Annotated in this window: 15 protein-coding genes; 8 read left to right on the top strand and 7 right to left on the bottom strand. The window is 55.0% G+C overall.

All coding sequences use genetic code 11. From position 1 onward, the window contains the following. The first annotated feature begins 109 nt into the window (after nucleotides 1–109). Both ACNKU7_RS06335 and ACNKU7_RS06330 read left to right on the top strand, forming a co-directional pair. On the top strand, nucleotides 110–2,500 hold the full coding sequence (locus ACNKU7_RS06335) for a DUF305 domain-containing protein (protein ID WP_418296124.1): 2,391 nt from the start codon (nucleotides 110–112) through the stop codon (nucleotides 2,498–2,500). Between the two features lie 110 nt (nucleotides 2,501–2,610). Further along, the gene (locus ACNKU7_RS06330; protein WP_418296123.1) at nucleotides 2,611–3,252 is read left to right on the top strand and encodes an SOS response-associated peptidase family protein; all 642 of its coding nucleotides are present in this window, start codon (nucleotides 2,611–2,613) and stop codon (nucleotides 3,250–3,252) included. A 60-nt stretch (nucleotides 3,253–3,312) separates the two neighbouring features. On the opposite strand, the gene ACNKU7_RS06325 is transcribed toward ACNKU7_RS06330, so the two are convergent. The 3 genes from ACNKU7_RS06325 to ACNKU7_RS06315 form a co-directional block, all read right to left on the bottom strand. Beyond that, a complete protein-coding gene (locus ACNKU7_RS06325) occupies nucleotides 3,313–3,489 on the bottom strand; it encodes a PLDc N-terminal domain-containing protein (protein ID WP_418296122.1) in 177 nt (58 codons plus the stop codon). A gap of 337 nt (nucleotides 3,490–3,826) precedes the next feature. Beyond that, a complete protein-coding gene (locus ACNKU7_RS06320) occupies nucleotides 3,827–4,156 on the bottom strand; it encodes a hypothetical protein (protein WP_418296121.1) in 330 nt (109 codons plus the stop codon). Between the two features lie 126 nt (nucleotides 4,157–4,282). Continuing rightward, nucleotides 4,283–4,669 carry a DUF2750 domain-containing protein gene (locus ACNKU7_RS06315; RefSeq protein WP_418296120.1) on the bottom strand — a complete coding sequence of 129 codons (387 nt, stop codon included), beginning with the start codon at nucleotides 4,667–4,669 and terminating at the stop codon, nucleotides 4,283–4,285. A gap of 307 nt (nucleotides 4,670–4,976) precedes the next feature. On the opposite strand from ACNKU7_RS06315, the gene ACNKU7_RS06310 reads away from it, so the two are divergent. Continuing rightward, nucleotides 4,977–5,939 carry a DUF4862 family protein gene (locus tag ACNKU7_RS06310; protein ID WP_418296119.1) on the top strand — a complete coding sequence of 321 codons (963 nt, stop codon included), beginning with the start codon at nucleotides 4,977–4,979 and terminating at the stop codon, nucleotides 5,937–5,939. A gap of 94 nt (nucleotides 5,940–6,033) precedes the next feature. On the opposite strand, the gene ACNKU7_RS06305 is transcribed toward ACNKU7_RS06310, so the two are convergent. Together ACNKU7_RS06305 and ACNKU7_RS06300 are read right to left on the bottom strand one after the other, a co-directional pair. Then, a complete protein-coding gene (locus ACNKU7_RS06305; RefSeq protein ID WP_418296118.1) occupies nucleotides 6,034–6,900 on the bottom strand; it encodes an alpha/beta hydrolase in 867 nt (288 codons plus the stop codon). A gap of 85 nt (nucleotides 6,901–6,985) precedes the next feature. Then, nucleotides 6,986–7,513, bottom strand: coding sequence for a GNAT family N-acetyltransferase (locus tag ACNKU7_RS06300; protein ID WP_418296117.1), 528 nt, complete (start codon nucleotides 7,511–7,513; stop codon nucleotides 6,986–6,988). 327 nt (nucleotides 7,514–7,840) lie between these two features. Between ACNKU7_RS06300 and ACNKU7_RS06295 the strand changes: the two genes are divergently transcribed. Both ACNKU7_RS06295 and ACNKU7_RS06290 read left to right on the top strand, forming a co-directional pair. Further along, complete coding sequence (locus ACNKU7_RS06295; RefSeq protein WP_418296116.1) at nucleotides 7,841–8,239, top strand: GFA family protein; 399 nt, start codon at nucleotides 7,841–7,843, stop codon at nucleotides 8,237–8,239. Between the two features lie 1,334 nt (nucleotides 8,240–9,573). Then, nucleotides 9,574–11,334, top strand: a complete 1,761-nt coding sequence (locus ACNKU7_RS06290; protein ID WP_418296115.1) for a S8 family serine peptidase — start codon at nucleotides 9,574–9,576, stop codon at nucleotides 11,332–11,334. A gap of 100 nt (nucleotides 11,335–11,434) precedes the next feature. Here the strand turns inward: ACNKU7_RS06290 and ccoG are convergent, their stop codons facing one another. Next, entirely contained in the window at nucleotides 11,435–12,844 is a 1,410-nt protein-coding gene (ccoG, locus tag ACNKU7_RS06285) for a cytochrome c oxidase accessory protein CcoG (RefSeq protein WP_418296114.1), read from the bottom strand. Nucleotides 12,845–12,958: 114 nt separating this feature from the next. Between ccoG and ACNKU7_RS06280 the strand changes: the two genes are divergently transcribed. From ACNKU7_RS06280 to ACNKU7_RS06270, 3 genes are all read left to right on the top strand, one after another. Continuing rightward, nucleotides 12,959–14,365: an aminotransferase-like domain-containing protein gene (locus tag ACNKU7_RS06280; protein WP_418296113.1), complete on the top strand. Its 1,407-nt coding sequence runs from the start codon at nucleotides 12,959–12,961 to the stop codon at nucleotides 14,363–14,365. A gap of 174 nt (nucleotides 14,366–14,539) precedes the next feature. Then, nucleotides 14,540–16,348, top strand: a complete 1,809-nt coding sequence (locus ACNKU7_RS06275; RefSeq protein ID WP_418296112.1) for a cation:proton antiporter — start codon at nucleotides 14,540–14,542, stop codon at nucleotides 16,346–16,348. A gap of 272 nt (nucleotides 16,349–16,620) precedes the next feature. Next, nucleotides 16,621–17,055, top strand: a complete 435-nt coding sequence (locus ACNKU7_RS06270; RefSeq protein ID WP_418296111.1) for a TerB family tellurite resistance protein — start codon at nucleotides 16,621–16,623, stop codon at nucleotides 17,053–17,055. Nucleotides 17,056–17,139: 84 nt separating this feature from the next. Here ACNKU7_RS06270 and ACNKU7_RS06265 read toward each other — a convergent pair whose 3' ends face one another. Continuing rightward, the gene (locus tag ACNKU7_RS06265; RefSeq protein ID WP_418296110.1) at nucleotides 17,140–17,715 is read right to left on the bottom strand and encodes an NlpC/P60 family protein; all 576 of its coding nucleotides are present in this window, start codon (nucleotides 17,713–17,715) and stop codon (nucleotides 17,140–17,142) included. Nucleotides 17,716–17,718: the final 3 nt, after the last annotated feature.

The raw sequence follows: 17,718 nt of genomic DNA, 5'->3' as shown, positions 1-17,718 counted from the left end.
GCGCCTGTGTGCCCAAGTTGGAGCGACTCCAATGACAAGACTTCAAAGTTGTATCCGTCGGCTTATCGCAATTGGCGCGGTGAGTACGTGCACATTTAGCGGCTTGGCTGTGGCCGAAGGGGAATCGGTAGCGATTGTGCATCCCGGGGCACCGGGCGAGCCTGTGCGCGAATTGAGTGCTGCTGATGCAATAAAGATCGCGGTTATCAATTATTCCCCTGATGACGTGCGCTTTATGCAGGATATGATCCCGCATCACCACCAGGCATTGCAGATGGCAAAGCTGGTGGGGAAGCGCACCAATAACCCGGAGCTTGTGGATCTCGCCGGGCGCATCGACGTATCACAAAAGGACGAAATTGAATTTATGCAGGGGTGGCTGCGCGAACGGGGCGAAAACGTACCTTCGCCCGAGCACCACCACGGTATGCATACAAGCCACAAAATGGCAGGCATGGCCTCTCCTGAAGACATGAAGAAGCTGGCTGCCGCGTCAGGCAAGGAGTTTGACAGGCTTTTTCTCCAATTGATGATCGCTCACCATGAAGGCGCGGTAAAAATGGTGGAAGAGCTGCAGGAGCGACCAGGCTCTGCCTATGACCCTGCACTGTTTGAATTTACCTCGGATATCAATAACGACCAGACTGCTGAAGTCAAGCGGATGAGCAAGCTCCTGGCAGGGCTGTCGGCGGATCCCAGATCGGGACTGGCCGCGGGCTATGCGGACGCAGGTGAAGCTATTTTCAACTTGAAGCACGAGGGCATATTGCCGAAACCACCGGGCTTCTTTGACCCTGAAAACATCGTAGGCCTGCCACCTGAAAAGGCGGACCAAGACGCAGAGGAAGATGCTGGGAAAGACACGGAAGACGATGGAAAAGAAGCGGCTGAAGAGGAAGGAAAAGAGTGGGATCGCTGGCCATTCATGAGCTTTGCCAACACCGACATCGCATTTTTTGATGATGTGATGGTGGCTGGTAGTTACCATGGTTTCAATATCTATCGGCTGCAGGATACCGGCCTGCCCCAGCAAATCAGTTCGGTGGTGTGTCCCGGCGGGCAGGGCGATGTTTCCGTCGTCGGCAACCTGCTGATTATGTCCGTCGAACAGACCCGAGGACGACTCGACTGCGGTTTGCAGGGCGTCAGCGAAGATGTCAGCAGTGAACGATTCCGCGGACTGCGGATTTTTGATATCAGCGATCTTGAGCGCCCGGTACAAGTTGGTGCCGTGCAGACCTGCCGCGGTTCCCACACGCACTCTGTGGTATCTGGCCCCGGTAAGGATGGCAAAATCATCGTATACAACTCCGGCATTTCTTCGGTGCGGGATGAGGAAGAGATGCCGGGCTGTATCGGCGATATCCCCGGTGATAACCGCACGGCACTGTTTCGTATCGATGTAATCGAAATCCCGGTGAAAGACCCTTCAAAATCGCGAATCGTCAGCAGCCCAACAGTATTTGCCGACCCGGAAACAGGCGCCCTTGCCGGTCTCTGGCGCGGTGGGGATCACGGCGACGAAACCCAGGAAACCTACCGGACAGACCAGTGCCATGACATTACCGTATTTCCAGAGCGCAAAATTGCTGCCGGCGCCTGTTCCGGTAATGGGATACTGTTTGATATTTCAGATCCTCTGAATCCAAAGCGCATCGATGTAGTGACCGATAGCGGTTTTGCCTACTGGCACTCTGCTACCTTCAATAACGATGGTACCAAGGTGATATTCACCGATGAGTGGGGCGGCGGTGCCCGCCCGCGCTGTCGCGCCTATGACCCGCTAGACTGGGGCGCCAACGCCATCTATGACATCAGGGATGGCAAGCTCGAATTTGCCAGCTATTACAAGATGTCGGCACCGCAGAGCGATACCGAAAACTGCGTGGCTCACAACGGCTCAATCGTTCCCGTGCCTGGCCGCGATATCTTTGTGCAGGCCTGGTACCAGGGCGGTATCTCGATGATCGACTTTACCGACTCATCCAATCCCGTTGAAATCGCCTACTTTGACCGGGGGCCGATTGATGAGGAGCATCTGGTGCTCGGGGGATATTGGTCGGTCTACTGGTACAACGGAAAAATATACGGCACCGAAATATCCCGCGGTATTGACGTGTTGTCTTTGCTGCCCAGTGATTACCTGACGGCAAATGAGATTGGTGCGGCTGAGATAGCTGACCAAAACCAGTTGTTTAACCCCCAGCAGCAGTTTCCCGTTACCTGGCCAGATAAGCCAATCGTCGCCAAGGCCTATCTCGACCAGTTACAGCGCAGTCATTCCCTGCCGGAGTCCATGGCGTCGGAGCTGGCAGACGTGTTGTCAAACTCCGCTGCGCTGCTGGATGGGAGTGCCAAAGATTCAAAACTCGCAAATCGGTTGACGGTGTTGGCTTCATCAGCTGAGTTAATAAAATCAACCAATGACGATATGCAGGCTTCAAAGCGCAGTAAGGCATTGACTGAAACAGTACATGGTATCGCCAAGGCACTGAAGTAAGTTATATGGCGTGGGGTAGTGGTTATACCTCGCGCCTTTATCCACTGCTCTGGGGCGGTTCCATAAGGGCCTGAGTAAACTAGGGCCTGGATAAATACCGGATACATGGCATGTGTAGTGTTTTCGATGTCGACGATGATGCGGGTATCGAGCGATTCCTCGAAGAGTATGGTGTACATCATCCTCAGCGAATGATTTTAGGCCGGCGCCGGCGGCCTACTACGCCGGTAAGTATCGTCACGGCGCGCAGCGGTGAGCGGGCCGTGGAAAGTGCTATCTGGCATCTGTACCTGGAGAAGCAGGGCGATGATTGGAAACCGCACAAAAAATACTGGTCTATCAACAGCAACTGGAAAAAACTGGGCCAACGTCCGGAATATCGCAAGTCCCGTTGCCTGATTCCGGCTACCGCCTGGGTGGAAAGCCAGCACGGCAAGAACCCGGTGGAGTTCAGCTTTGGCGAGCCCTTCTTTTTTTGCGGGCTCTATAAAAGCTGGGGTGACATACTGAGCTGCGCCATCATCACACTCGCCGCCCATCCCGATACGGCGAAATATCACGAAAAAAGTTTTCCCATGATTGCGCCAAAAAGCCACGACTTTGTCGAGCAGTGGCTAAATGGCGGGGAAGATACCTTTCAGTTCGAGCCCTACCTGCACCCGGAAACCCGGCTCGGCACAGCCCCCCTTATGGTGCGACCGCTAAGAAAAGCCATGGGTGTTGACTATACGGCGGAGGCGCAGCGGGTTTAGGTCGTGCGTATCGGTGAAACCGGGCACGACTCACTGGCCCGGATCAAATTGCCTTGGCCGCTAGCCGCCTTTACCGCCCGGCCCAGCGAAGAACCAGATGATCAGGCCGACCACGGGTAAAATCAGGATCAACACTATCCAGAGAAGTTTCTTGAGTCCGCTCGCGGAGCTCTGCAGTACCTTGATGATCGCGTAAATATCCGCGATCAGTATGAGTAAGCCCAGAATACCTTCCATTGTTCACCTTCCTTCCTGTTCATGCTCGTGTGATGAATACCAAAGCTAGAGACTTTTGTAGAGCACGGAATGCAGTATGCAAGCGATCGCCATTAATTGGCGGCAGAATCCGTGTTTAAGCGAGCCACGCTCAAAAGCGACATGGGAACGCGTGTCGCTGTTTGCCTACGACTGGTGATCCTGCTGGCCTTCCTCTCTGTGCACAGGTTGAGCGCGCTCAATATCAGGTTGCACGCATCGTAGCCGCAGGATGGGCTCTCTGGTCGTTCAAATCGCCGGAAATTTGATGAGTCCCTACATAAGCTGCTGCGTACGACGCAGTGGAATTCCTGGGTGTTCAGAGCGCAGCGATAACGCCACCCAGCAGCAGGGTGAGGGCAATGGTCAGCAGCCCCTGAATGATGGCGATCAGGATCGCTTTCAGGAAGCCGGTGCCCAGCACCAGCATATAGGCAATCGCGGCGAGGGGAATGGTAATTAGCAGGCCGAGCTCCCGGGTCACCCCTGGAATCATGCCGGCCACAAAATGCTGGATGATCACCGCAAGCAGCAGGGCGAACAGGCAGGAAAACACGCCGGTATTGCGGGCGCCGAGCATGCCCGCCGCCATCTTGAGCGGCAGAACCAGTATCGCCACTACGATGATCAGGAGAATCAGAAATTCCATTTGCCTTCTCTCTGTGTCGCGCGTTTGTCGTGCAGGTTTGTGGTTGTCTCAGGCGGCAAGCGCTTCCCTATGGCATAGACGTGGGCGCTTACCCGGGTGCTATCTTTAACGGCAAGCCCTCACTGATCAAAAGCGCGACAGTTCATCCCGCAGGTCTTGTTGCAGGTCGTCGGGTTCGGTGATCCAGACACTCTTGTCCGCGCCGGGGAATACCCCCACTTCGATGCCATCCTTTGCCAGGCCTGGCAGCCAACGGTTCAAAAACTGGGGCAGGGGGATGCTGTGTGGCTTGAGGTCGTCTTCGGCAGAGGCATAGGCCTCGGCGAATTCGGCGCTGGGCCAGAGTGGCAGGTACTCAAAACCGCCCTGGTCTTCTGAATGCAGCTTGAGGAAGTGCTCCTCACTATTGATCAGGATCCACACTTCACGTTCTTCACCGACCACGTCCAGGAAGTATTCGAAACGGGCTTCGCAGTCCAGTTCCAGGATTGCGTTCAGGTCGTTGTTGCTCATTGTCTGTGTTACTCATGGATACTGATTGGGTAAGCTGCAAGGGTACGCCAGTCCGCAGTCGCAGCCCAATGTTTTCTAGCACCGATACAGTGGGATGGCCAGCCTGCATAGCCAGATGCTGGACGGCGAGTCGGCATGGTGATGTCGCCGCCAGCCCGCGAAGTCAGTCCGCGCATGCCTGTCTCTGGCGTGGCGCGAGGTCGGTAGTGGTAGACTTCGTGGCGGTTCGCGATCTGGTCGTTTTACTTCACTGGCCGGCGGGCTGGCCAGACGGCACTTGATCAATAGGAACAGCTAAGAGAACGCTATGGGTTATTTTGTTGGGGCATATGCTACCGCTCCTGTCACTGAATCCTGGGATCCCACACTCCAGACTGAATTCATGCACGGCCTGAAAGCCATGCCCAATGTTCGGGGCCTGGAACACCCGTTTACCGGGAAACTGCATGCAGAGGATGAAGACTGGTTTCTGGCGAATATCGACCCGCAGTGGGACTTTGTATTCACCGGCATGCCGGGGGTTATGCAGCGGCTGGGTGCTGATGCTGCATTCGGCCTGGCGTCTCCTGTCGAGGCCGGGCGGGAGGCTGCGCTGGCCTTCTATGGGCAGGCGCGTCAGGCAATCTGCAAACTCAATCGCCACCTTGGCCGGCAGGCGGTTACCGCACTCCTGATCCATGCCGCCCCGAGAGTGGCAGAAGGCCACGATCTGGATAGGGCTGCGCTGACGGATTCCTTGCGGACTCTGGCATCCTGGGATTGGGATGGCGCTGAACTGGTCCTTGAACACTGCGACGCCAAAGTGCCCGGCCAGGCCGCCGACAAAGGGTTCGGGTCACTCGAGGCTGAAATCCAGGCCGTCACGGACGCCAACCGCAACGCCACCAATCCGGTGGGCATGTGCGTCAACTGGGGGCGCTCGGCACTGGAGGCTCGAAGTGTTGACGGCCCGGTGGCGCACTTGAAGGCAATGCGCGCGGCAGGCCTATTGAGGGGCATGATGTTTTCCGGTGTGTCCGGGGAGGATAGTCCTTATGGCGTCTGGCGTGATACGCATATGCCACCGGCGCAGGCGTTCGATATTCCTGCGTTTGAGCCCAGTTCGCTACTGACTGAACGAGAGTTCCGTCGGTGTCTGGATATTGCTCAACCAGGGAACCTTGATGTGCTTGGGCTGAAGATCTCGGTGCGCCCACATAGCCTAAGCGTGGATAGGCGCTTGTCATACATTACCGGGGCGCTATCTATCATGGACGAGATAATCGGGTAAGATCGAACGAGAGGGCATCATCCTCTTGTACGAAAATCGTCGGTGAAGCGACATCGTTTCACCGCCTGCCAATTTGCGGTTTATGTACCGGAGGTTATTCAGACCAAGCTTCCCGATACATCCATCGCAAGCCTTTTGCCAGCCCTACGGGATATATCGAGAAGTGATCAGCTCCGCTGCTCACTTCGTCAATAATTTTAATACCCTGGTAATTGCGTGACCGAAGGCGTTGAACAAAGCGCTGGTGGACATCGACAAAGTCGTTGCGCGCGCCATTTTCATGAGTCTCCAGAGCGCCTGTTGCAATGAATATGTTTGCTTTCAGGGACACATGCTGTTTGGCGTACCTTTCCTCTAGCGCAAAGATCATATCATCCTTGTACCACAGAGCTGGACTGGTCAAAATGAAGCCGGAAAACAAGTGGGGCTTGGTAAGTAGTACCCAGGCACCAAATGACCCACCCAAAGAATGGCCGGACAATATCCGTCGCGTTGGATTTGCACGGTAGTTACTTTCTACGAAGGGGATTACTTCCTGTTCGATAAACCTGAGATAGTCAGGTGCGCCTCCGGTCACGTGGTGTGACCAACTTGAATCTTCAACCGGCGTAAGATCTCGAGTTCGACTGGATTTCCCGTCTTCTCCGTGAGCGAAAGATATTCCAACGATTATTGCCTTATCCATGCTGTTATAGTGCGTAACTCCCGCGGCCACCTTGAAGGTATGAGGGCCATCATTGAGGTATAGGGCTGGATATGACACGTCCCGGTTAACTTTTTTGTTGTAGCCAAAGGGGAGCTTTATGTAGATATCGTACGTTCTATCAAGGATCTTTGAGTTGATCGAAAAAACATCGCTATTATGGATGGTAAAGGTATCTGCGGTTTTGGTTGGTGTGTCAGCCGCCAAGGCACTTATAGACATTAGTTGTGCGAAAAGTAAGGCGATAAACCTGGTCATGGATGTAAACACCTTTAACGGGTGGTTAACTGTAGGCGCCGTATTCTTACGTGTTGCATTGTGATCTTTATCTACTTTGGTGGCATTAATCAGAGAAGTACTCCGTTGCCAGAATAGTATAAATCAGGTGGTCGACAAACTTTGAATCTAGCCATTCAGATTGGCGCAATGTCGCTTCGTAAGTAAATCCCAGTCTCTCAGGTATTGCACGGCTTTTGCAATTGCTTGCGGCGCAGGCAATCTGAATTTTGTTTAGCTTAAGCTCCTCGAATCCGATTCCTACCAGTCTCTCTACAGCTTTGGTAGCGATGCCTTTGCCCGTTGCGGATTTTGCCAGCCAGTAAGATATTGTTCCGATTTTGTTTGAGAAATCCAGGTTGTTGAATGCAATAACGCCACAGGTTTTTCCTGAATGTTTTATGGCGAAATACGGTAACCCTGTGGGGGAGTGCTTGATGATTGCAGATTCAACGAATAGTGATATGTCGTCAGCAGATGCAATAGAATCCAGGCAATTGATCCATTTTCTTAAGTAATTCCTGTTTTCTTCGATTACGTTATATAAATCTTGAACATGTCCATGCTCTAAACGCTCCAGAACAATTTCAGACATTGCTGATAGTCCTTTACATTTTATGCTTTGCTTCTGAGGTGGTGTCCGGTATGGAAATTATTATGTTGAAAGCAGTGGGTGTATCTATACATGCTCTTAGTATTGGCGACAATAGCCACTTATCGCTAACTTGATATGATATCAGTTGTTTGGTCTTTCCATAATTGAGCAGGTGGTGGGGTTTGATTGTTTTAGCCTGAATAGGCTCCATTCAATTTAAAAGCTATCTGAAAAAATACGGTTGTCCAGTTCCTGCAAAATCCTAGCTTGTCTATGCTGATCTAGAATGAAAATTCGCTATTAATTTCACAGTGGAGGCGAGGCTTAATGGATATCCACAAGGTACATTGCGACTGCGGATCTGTTGAATTGACCGCCAAAGGGAAGCCCAAAGTGCATGCATATTGTCATTGTGAAGACTGTAGGGAATTGCTTCAGGTTCCCTTCCACTCCGTTTTGGCCTGGGATCCAGAAAAGGTTGAAGTAACGAAGGGGCGGGAGGACCTGGTAGCATTCCAACATCCGCACAAACGAATGCAGCGCATTTTTTGTCAACACTGCGGTGACGTGCTGTACAACACCAATGCGATGGGCTGGAAGTTGATTTCCCAGTTGATGTTCCGGAAATGTAACGAGAATACTCTACCGCAAGCGTTTCAATCCAACGCGCACTTCTTCTATGACCGCCGGCTGATCGATATCGACGACCAGTTGCCGAAGCGTTAGGCGCAGTATGTTCGAGCACGATTGCCACCCAGTGGGTCTTCTACAGGTTGTGCGCCACCGAAGCGTTCGACCTGTTGCTCGGTATTCAAGTGAGTTGTCGCGCGGCGGAAGACCGTGAGATGCTGGTAATTTAAGCTCGACTGTAATCCAGGTTTGAGGTTTGATGCACTCTAAAGTAACGAGCGACCTGATTCGAATACGAATATTGCACGGTCGTTCTGATTTGAAAGTGGTGCGGCGTCTATGCAGGCTGGTGACGATTTTGGCCGGAAAGTTCTCCGCATTTTCAGGTTCGCATGAGTTGGAAATTTGGAAATTTTTTTAACAGTGCGATCAAGTTGTGGCGTCTTCGGTAAAAAAATAGTGCGCACTTTTCATTCTGGTTTTTAGACGCCGTTCCGGTCTTGATGTTTTGATTCGTACAAAGAAAGAAGAGTGGCGGTGCAATCGACTTCTTGCGTTGACAGCGCTATCAATTGGCTCCTATTGTTGGGCCGGTCAGCCAAAAGCTGGCATTTTGGTTCTCAAAAGGAACTTCAGTTTATTGTCGTCCGGCTTCGAAATAGGTGCTTCATAACGTGTATTTTGTGGGGTATCAGGGACCTGGTCTTGGTTTATAGGGCAGGCTCGTTTCGAACTGGATGGGGATGGCTGATGTAAAAATAATATCGGAGAATACTCGTGACCGATTATAAGTCTAATAATAAGTCCAATAGAAAAATCTCGAATTCGGAATGGTTGATTCTGCCCTGTGTATTCCTTTCTGTTTATTCCCCGCGAACCGGATTTGCTTTATTTGAGAGTGGGTGATTATCCTTTTGTAGGTCAAAGCCCGGTTCATTAAGTAAGGCCAGCCAGTATCGTTTTCCTGTTGTAACGGGAATCCATATTCGGTCTTTTCCCGGTCTGTGCGCTGATCCCTGTGTAATTGTTAAACGAAGTGCCTCCCGTTTTCACCCGTTTAATTCGGTTATAGCGTACGTGCCTGCTTACATTTTCAGGCTTATTGGCCTTTCAGGTTTTGCGTATATCCGTAAGAAATTAAATCGCTTCCATATAGAGTTGGTTATGTCATTGCGCCATATCGCCTGGCGTAGTGGTGCCAATTTTCGGTAGCGAGGGCATTTCCCAATTTGCGCGTTTATTTCCGGTCATCGCGATGTATCGGCTGGGTGGTTCGTGCGCTCTGAAAATGCCAAATCCAGATCTCCCATGTGCATACCGCTATGCGCAGAGGGGATGTTGTACCTGCAGTAATAGTAAAGGCCGTGATTGGTTCTGAAGTTAATCGGGGCCAATCCAGATAAATATAAATATTGATGGAGGAAACAAGAATGAAAATAACCGGAAAAACCTTGCTTGCCCTTGTGTTGGCAGGGGGTGTCCCGCTCTCTGGTAATGTGTTTGCTGCGGCGGAAATATTGTCCGTTGATGCGAGTAATGCGATTCCTGACCAGTACATTGTGGTGCTGAAAGATGATGCGCGGATGAATGCCATGAGCACCTCGCAGTTCGTTACTTCGGAGTCCAGCCGGATCGCATCGAATGTGGGTGCACCAGTATTGCATCGCTACGACAAGGCGATACTCGGGTTCTCGGTAAAGGCCACACCGGCACAGATCCAGCAGCTGGCGAAAGACAGTTCCGTTGCCTATATCGAGCAGGATCAGGTGATGTATACCTCAGCCACCCAGTCCCCGGCTACCTGGGGGCTGGATCGCATCGATCAGCGTCAACGCCCGCTGGATAATGCCTACAGCTACGATGGCAGCGGTCGCAACGTTCACGCCTACATCATCGATACCGGTATTCTCAGCTCGCACACCGAGTTTTCCGGGCGCATGGGCAACGGTTTCTCGGGTATCAATGATGGGCGGGGAACGGAAGACTGTAATGGTCACGGCACCCACGTTGCGGGGACGGTAGGTGGCAGCACCTGGGGCGTAGCCAAAGACGTTATCCTGCATCCGGTGCGGGTATTTGGCTGCTCCGGGGAAACCAGCAGTTCCATCATTATTGATGCGGTGAACTGGGTTGCCGGCAATCACGTCAAACCCGCCGTGGCCAATATGAGCCTCGGTGGTGGTGTCTCTACCGCACTCGATTCAGCAGTGCGCGGAGCGGTCAACCGGGGCGTTACCGTCGTGGTTGCCGCGGGCAACGATAATGCGAATGCCTGCAACTATTCTCCGGCCCGCGAAAGCAGTGCCATCACTTTGGCCGCCTCAACTTCGGATGACACCCGCTCGAGTTTCTCTAACTGGGGCTCCTGCGTCGATATTTTCGGTCCGGGGTCGAGCATTACCTCCGCGTGGTGGACAGGCAGTAACGCCACCAATACGATCAGTGGAACATCGATGGCGTCGCCCCACGGTGCCGGCGTAGCGGCGTTGCTGCTTGAGGAAGACCCGGGTGCCTCGCCGTCCACCATTGCCAGCCGCATGATCGGAATGTCCACGAGCGGCCAGATTACGGGGGCCAATGGTTCGCCAAACCGGCTGTTGTTTACGGATCCCAGCGGAGACGGCGGCAGTTCGTCCAGCAGTAGCGGTGGTTCTTCCGGTAGCAGTGGTGGATCGTCCAGCAGCTCCGGCGGGTCTTCCGGCGGCGGTTCCTGCAGTGCCCCGCAGTACGTAGCGGGCACCAGCTACCGCGTTGGTGATGAAGTCCAGAACCAGGGTAACGAGTACAGCTGCGATGTCGCCGGATGGTGCTCTTCTTCTGCGTCATGGGCATATGCGCCGGGCACTGGCCAACATTGGAATACGGCGTGGAGCCATGTGCGCAGTTGCGATGGCAGCAGCTCTTCTGGTGGCAGTTCGTCCGGTGGCAGTTCGTCCGGCGGTAGCTCATCGGGTGGTAGCTCCAGTGGTTCCAGCAGCTCTTCGGGCGGTTCTTCCAGCAGTTCTGGTGGTGGTTCCTGCCCGAATCTGCCGGTTTGGGCTGCCGGCAGTGTCTACACCGGCGGTGACCAGGTACAGCATAATGGCGTGCGCTACGAAGCGAACTGGTGGACTCAGGGCGATGACCCCGCCACCAATAATGGCGGTGCTGGATCCGGTAAACCGTGGACTTCTCTCGGAGCCTGTAACTAGGTTTCTGGGCGTCACGTCCTGACCGCAATGGTTGACGCCACACTCCCGCGAGTCGTGGCGTCAATCTCACAGATAACGGCCCGGCGTTCCTTCGCGCCGTTCAAAATGATCGGGTCAAGAAGGTTGTGTCCTTGGAGACGGACACCAGTTCGCCGGTAAAGGTGAAGGTGAGTTCTGTCGCAGGTTGTGTCTGATTCTGCGCGCAGACACGGTAGGGGAGCCAATAGGCGCTGTCTTCCGTGAGGTCTATCTGTGTGCGGCCAAACAGGGTGAAGTCCCCCTTCCCGGAAATGGATACTTGAATAAAACGTTGTTCCTGGCTGTATCCCTCAACCTTGACCTGATACACGTTACACACCGTGTGTTGATCCACTTTCCTGAACATGGATCCGCGATCGCGCCGTATCTCCACGAGCAGCTGGGTCGTTTCGGTGAAGCCGTACAGTACGGCAGCAAAAGCGAGTGTCATTGCCACCCCGTAGCCTGCCAGACGCGGGCGCAGCAGGCGGCTACTCATCCCGCGTAGCTGCGCTTCTGAGGCGAAGCGAACAAGTCCTTTCGGGCGGTTTAATTTCGACATGACATTGTCGCAGGCATCGATGCAGGCGCCACAATCGATGCAGGCGGCCTGCAATCCGTCCCGGATATCTATGCCGGCCGGGCATACCTGCACGCAGAGCTGGCAGTCGATGCAGTCACCGCTGCTGTCACCACCTTTGCGCTGGTGCGCGCGCGGTTCACCACGCCGCGCGTCATAGCTCACCGTCAGCGTATGGTCGTCGAACATGACCCCCTGAAAGCGGGCGTAAGGGCAGGCATGCAGGCAGATTTTTTCGCGCACCAGCCCGGCATTGAGGTAGGTGAGTCCTGCCATTATCAGAATCCAGCCGGAAACGGCTGCCGATAGATCCAGCTGCATGGCTTGCGAAAAGAGTTCGCGAACCGGAACAAAATACCCGGTGAACGTGAGTGCAGTAGCGAGTGCGAGGAATACCCACAGCAGGTGTTTGGTGGCCCTGCGAGCAAGCCTGTGTGCGGTGAGTGGTTCGAGATCCTGGCGCGCTCTTTTATTGGCCCTTCCCTCCACCAGGTCCTCTATGCGGATAAAGAGCCATGTCCAGATACTCTGAGGACAGGCGAATCCACACCAGACGCGCCCCCAGGCCACCGCGAGGAAAAACAGCAGGCATGCGCTGGCGATCAACAGGCCCGCCAGAAGCGACAGATCCCGCCAGGAGAGCGCATGGCCAAACAGGATGATCTGGTGATGCTCGAATGAAAACAGCAACAGGGGATGGCCATCGAGCTCGACCCACACCAAACCGAAGAAGAGCGCGAGGAGCGGCCAGCTGATATAGCGCCGCAGATTCTGGAACCGTCCCTCGGTCAGGCGCACATGAAATTTGCCACTGCGGGCGGGACTTTGGGCGCAACCTGAGGAAGCCGGTTTCTTATCCGTTGTCATGCCTGGATCCAGCGCTGAATCCTGGATAACGGGAATTTTCTCCATGACATCTCATCCGCTCGGTGATCAACGGCGGCAGATTACGCGCATGCACCCAATAGGTGCAGGCATAAAAAAAATAAATACAATGGGTACAGATTTTGGCTGGGAGTAGGGCTTGTGACAGAAGAATTCCGCTACCTGCGGCTGGAAGCCTGGCTTCTGCAGGGGATCAAGGCACACCGTTGGCGTGAGGGCGAGCGGCTCCCCTCTATCCGGGCCCTGTGTCGGGAGCACGACGTCTCCAAAGCCACGGTGCAGCATGCTCTGCAAAGGCTGGAAGCTCAGGGGCTGGTGGAAGCGCGGCCCAAGTCCGGCCACTTCGTCTCGCGGCAATCGTCCCCGGTAAGGCAGCCTGTCACTCGGGCCCGGATAGAGGCGCCAAGGCCGGTGACGGTCAGCGACCTGCTGCAGGACATTATGCGCAGGAGTGCAGCCTTCGATCTGTTACCACAGCACCCGCCGGGTGATTTGCCTCCGGGGATCGTGGCGCTGAACCGCTCGATCGGGCGCTCGCTCAGGCGTCAGAGCGGGCAGGACTTTCAGTACTACGACGAACCGGCCGGAAGCTTCGAGTTGCGCTCGCAGCTCGCTTTGCATATCGCCCGGCGCGGGGGGCAGGGCGAGCCGGAGGCAATCTGTATAACTTCGGGATGCCAGCATGCCCTGTTCCTTGCCCTTATGGCCTGCTGCGATCGCGGCGACGTGGTGGCGGTGGAATCGCCTGGCTTTTACGGGGTGATGCAGATTATCGAGCAGCTGGGCCTGCGGGTGGTGGAAGTGCCGGCCTCCCTTGAAACCGGGATGGATATCGATGCACTTGAAGACGTATTGAAACGCTGGAAGGTCAGGGCCTGTGTGGTTTCCCCCGCGTTCGCCACCCCGGGCGGCGCGTTGATGCCGGCGAGTGCGAAGCAAAGGTTGTTGGCGCTGGCTGAGATTCATGACCTGGCGGTAATTGAAGATGACATATATGCGGATACCGCATTGGGGGTGGTACCGGATCCGCTCAAAGCGTTAGACCGGGATGGGCGCGTGATACTTTGCAGTTCCTTTTCCAAGAGTCTGTCGCGGGATTTGAGGCTGGGCTGGATTTCCGGCGGCCGCTGGCATGCGCGCATCCTCCACCTCAAGCTGATAACGCAACTGTCCAGCAGCCGATTTGTGCAGCGTGGCGTGGCTGAGTTTATCGCCGATGGAAGCTTTTCCGCGCATTTGCGCCGGCTGCGGATTGAGCTGCGAACACGGCGAGACCGACTGATTCAGCTGCTGCATAAATGGCCGGGAAATATCCGGGTGAGTCAGCCTCAGGGCGGCCTTGCAGTTTGGGTGGAGCTGCCCGAGGGGGAGAATACGCTTTCGCTCTATGCGCTGGCGCTACAGCAGGGCGTAGTGATCACACCGGGCCCGCTGTTTTCCGCATCCGGGCAGTTCAAGAATTGCCTGCGAATCAGTTTTGCCCATCCATGGGACAAAGCCCGTGAAGAAGCTCTGAACCGGCTGTCGTCGCTGCTGGCTTCGAAGTAGAAGTGATCGGTTATCAGGCCCGCTGGCGATATAAAAACGATGCCAGCACCAGTGAAGAAGGCAGCGGTAGGTCAGGTGCCAATTTTATGCCGGCAGGGTTTGCGAGTTTCCGGCTGAATCCTCCAGGTGATACTCTGGGGCTTAAATACTTTCCGCAATCGGCTGCTCAGCACTATGGAACAAATCCTCTCGAATCCGATGGCCCTGCTGGTGATGGTGGGCATCGTGTCGATTGCGTGTCAGTACCTCGCCTTCATGCTCAAGCTGCCGGCAATCCTGCCCCTGTTACTGGCAGGACTGGCACTCGGCCCCATTACCGGGGTGCTTGATCCCGACGCACTGTTCGGTGACCTGCTTTTCCCGCTGGTTTCACTGGCGGTTGCGATTATCCTGTTTGAGGGGGCGCTCACCCTCAAGCTTTCCGATATTGCCGGGCACGGCACCATGGTGCGCAATCTGTGCACGTTGGGTGCTCTGGTGACCTGGCTGATCGCCACGCCTGCTGCACACTATATGCTCGGCATGCCGATGCAGCTGGCGGCACTTTTTGGCGCCATTGTTACGGTCACAGGGCCGACGGTCATCGTGCCAATGCTGCGTACGGTGCGTCCCAATAGCCGGATTTCAAACATCCTGCGCTGGGAGGGGATCGTGATCGATCCGATTGGCGCACTGCTGGCCGTACTTGTCTACGAATATATCGTCGCGTCGCAAAGCCCGCTTGAGCACGCACTGGTGATTTTCCTTAAGGTGCTGGCGATTGGTTTCGGGTTAGGTTCGGTGATGGGGTATTTCCTCGGCAGTATGCTGCGGCACAACTGGGTGCCGCATTACCTGCGTAATACCGCCGTGCTCACCCTGATGCTCGGTGCCTATGCCGTGTCCAACCTGATGACCCATGAATCGGGCCTGCTCACAGTCACGGTAATGGGGATCTGGATGGCCAATATGAAAGGCCTGGATGTCGATGACATTCTCGAGTTCAAGGAAACCCTCAGCGTTCTGTTGATTTCCGCGCTGTTCATTCTGCTGGCAGCACGCCTGGAATTTTCCACCCTGACCCAGCTCGGGTGGGGAGCCCTGCTGGTGCTGGGGGCGATCATGTTTGTGGCGCGGCCACTATCGGTATTCCTGTCGTCTCCCGGGGCGGGGCTGAACTGGCGCGAGCTTGCGATGCTCAGCTGGATTGCGCCACGGGGTATCGTTGCCGCTGCGGTATCCGCACTGTTTGCCCTGAAGCTGGATACGCTCGGGCTGCCCAACTCCGAACTGCTGGTGCCGATGGTGTTCCTGGTGATCATCGCCACCGTTGTGTTTCAGAGCCTCACCGCCAAGCCCGTGGCCAAGTTACTGGGCGTTCGCGCTCCCTATCCGAACGGATACCTGCTGTTTGGCGGTGGCAAGTTTGCGCGGATGCTGGCAAAAGACCTGATTGAAAAGGGTGTGCCGGTACGAATTGCCGACACCAACTGGGATGCCATACGCGAGGCGCGTATGGAAAATATCCCCACCTACTACGGCAATCCGATTTCTGAGCATGCCAGCCTGACCCTGGATCTGTCACCGATAGGCAAGGTTCTGGTGCTGTCTCCCTACAAGCAGTTGAACCCTCTGGTGACCTATCACTTCGAGCATGTGCTGGGTAAAGGTGCGGTGCTCGGGCTTGGTCAGGGTGCGCAGGAGGGGCGGGCGAGCCACCAGGTGTCGGAAGAGTATGCAAGAAAGCTGGAGCTGTTTTCAGAGAGCGCAACCTATAGTCGCCTGGCCAGTCTGGTGGCGAAAGGTGCCACTATTCGCACCACGCGGCTGACGGATGCGTTTACCATCGATGACTATAAGGAAACCTACGGCAATCGCGCCACGCGCCTCTACGCGCTGGATCCGCAGGGGAAAATCCATATGTATACGGTTTCCCACGATATTGCGCTCAAGGCAGACTGGCAGTTGGTGAGCCTAATTGCGCCGGAAGAAAGTGCGGAATAATCGGTAATCCTGCTCAGCCCGGTATACCCATCGTCACACGGGCCTCGCCGGTACGTGTCTATCCCGCCCTATGTCCGTGAAATAGCGGAACGCTATTTCAGCTTTCGATCTTTATTGGGATTTGTTATCAGCAGATTTGGGATGGTCGGCTACTATCTAAGCCGGCGATTAGCGCGTTACTTTTGCTAACGCTCGCAGTTCTCAATGGAAGCGACCGGCAGTTGGTCGTCTGCCGACAAGATAATAGATCGACAATGATGGAGAACTCACGGATGGCAATCGTGAATATGGAAAATATCAAGGCGCTGTTCAACAACGAAATCAGTGCGGAGAACAAGCGCCAGGCCCTGAAGGAACTACTGATTCTGGTGTTGGCGCGCGGCTCCCGTGCTGACCTTCACATCCACGAGAGCGAAGTGGCCACGGCGCAAAAGGTAATCAAAGTTTACACCGGTGAGGATATCAGTGCCGCAGAACTGCGCGTTGCGGCGTCATCGGAAATATTTGAAAAGGCGCCGCTAAACAAGCACGTATCGCGGGTTGCCTCGAGTATCGACGGTGCGGACCGCATTATCATCATCCATGCCCTGAAGGAAGTCTTGAAGGCAGACGGCCACGTCCGCCAGACCGAGATTGACTTCTTCAATACCATGGCCGGTGCGCTGAAGCTCAAACCCTCGGAAATTGCCGGAATATCACTCGGCTAAAGTCACCTTCAGCGCCACCTTCAGCGGCGCCCTGAAAAGGGCGCCAATTGGCACATCATCTCTCAGTAGCTGTTCACTTCCGGGTCACGCGTCGCTGCCCAGGTTCAACCGGCGCGCGCGCCAAAAGCGGTTCTTCCAGTAGTAATCGGTCATTTTAGAAATGGTCACGCCTTTCGAGGTGGAGGCGTGGAAGAATTTGCCGTCCTCGATGTAGATACCTACATGGCGATCCCTGCGGCCAGTCTTGAAGAAGACCAGATCGCCCGCGCGCAGCTGGCCGCGTTTGACCGCCTCTCCGGCAAGCGCCTGATACTCGGTTGTGCGGGGCAGCTTGATGCCCAGGTGATCCCGGTAGGTGAGATACACCAGTGCCGAGCAGTCGATGCCGCGCTTGCTCATGCCGCCAAGCTGATACCGGGTTCCTTGCCACTCCCGGTGTTGTCGGTAGAGACTGGCCCGAACGGCCCTGGCGCTTGTAGTGCTCGCTTGCTGGTGCCGTGCGCCTGCCGTTAGTGGTGCTGGGGCGGGCGACACCGCGGGAATAGGTGAAGCCTCCTGTACAGCTATTGCCGTATCTTTTTGCGCCTGCTGATACGGAGCCAGGCTACAACCGGTCGTGGTGGCGATCGCCAAGAGCAGGGAGGGCAGTCTTTTATTCATCTG

This window comes from Microbulbifer weihaiensis, assembly GCF_048323715.1.
Taxonomy (GTDB): domain Bacteria; phylum Pseudomonadota; class Gammaproteobacteria; order Pseudomonadales; family Cellvibrionaceae; genus Microbulbifer.
This window is presented reverse-complemented; position numbering and strand designations above follow the sequence as displayed.

Excerpts from the sequence above, each read along its gene's own strand:
- ACNKU7_RS06275 (WP_418296112.1), top strand. The coding sequence starts at position 14,540 with ATGGAACAAATCCTCTCGAATCCGATGGCCCTGCTGGTGATGGTGGGC.
- ACNKU7_RS06265 (WP_418296110.1), bottom strand. The coding sequence starts at position 17,715 with ATGAATAAAAGACTGCCCTCCCTGCTCTTGGCGATCGCCACCACGACC.
- ACNKU7_RS06325 (WP_418296122.1), bottom strand. The coding sequence starts at position 3,489 with ATGGAAGGTATTCTGGGCTTACTCATACTGATCGCGGATATTTACGCG.
- ACNKU7_RS06290 (WP_418296115.1), top strand. The coding sequence starts at position 9,574 with ATGAAAATAACCGGAAAAACCTTGCTTGCCCTTGTGTTGGCAGGGGGT.
- ACNKU7_RS06295 (WP_418296116.1), top strand. The coding sequence starts at position 7,841 with ATGGATATCCACAAGGTACATTGCGACTGCGGATCTGTTGAATTGACC.
- ACNKU7_RS06310 (WP_418296119.1), top strand. The coding sequence starts at position 4,977 with ATGGGTTATTTTGTTGGGGCATATGCTACCGCTCCTGTCACTGAATCC.
- ACNKU7_RS06320 (WP_418296121.1), bottom strand. The coding sequence starts at position 4,156 with ATGGAATTTCTGATTCTCCTGATCATCGTAGTGGCGATACTGGTTCTG.
- ACNKU7_RS06270 (WP_418296111.1), top strand. The coding sequence starts at position 16,621 with ATGGCAATCGTGAATATGGAAAATATCAAGGCGCTGTTCAACAACGAA.
- ACNKU7_RS06300 (WP_418296117.1), bottom strand. The coding sequence starts at position 7,513 with ATGTCTGAAATTGTTCTGGAGCGTTTAGAGCATGGACATGTTCAAGAT.
- ACNKU7_RS06330 (WP_418296123.1), top strand. The coding sequence starts at position 2,611 with ATGTGTAGTGTTTTCGATGTCGACGATGATGCGGGTATCGAGCGATTC.
- ACNKU7_RS06315 (WP_418296120.1), bottom strand. The coding sequence starts at position 4,669 with ATGAGCAACAACGACCTGAACGCAATCCTGGAACTGGACTGCGAAGCC.
- ACNKU7_RS06305 (WP_418296118.1), bottom strand. The coding sequence starts at position 6,900 with ATGACCAGGTTTATCGCCTTACTTTTCGCACAACTAATGTCTATAAGT.
- ccoG (WP_418296114.1), bottom strand. The coding sequence starts at position 12,844 with ATGGAGAAAATTCCCGTTATCCAGGATTCAGCGCTGGATCCAGGCATG.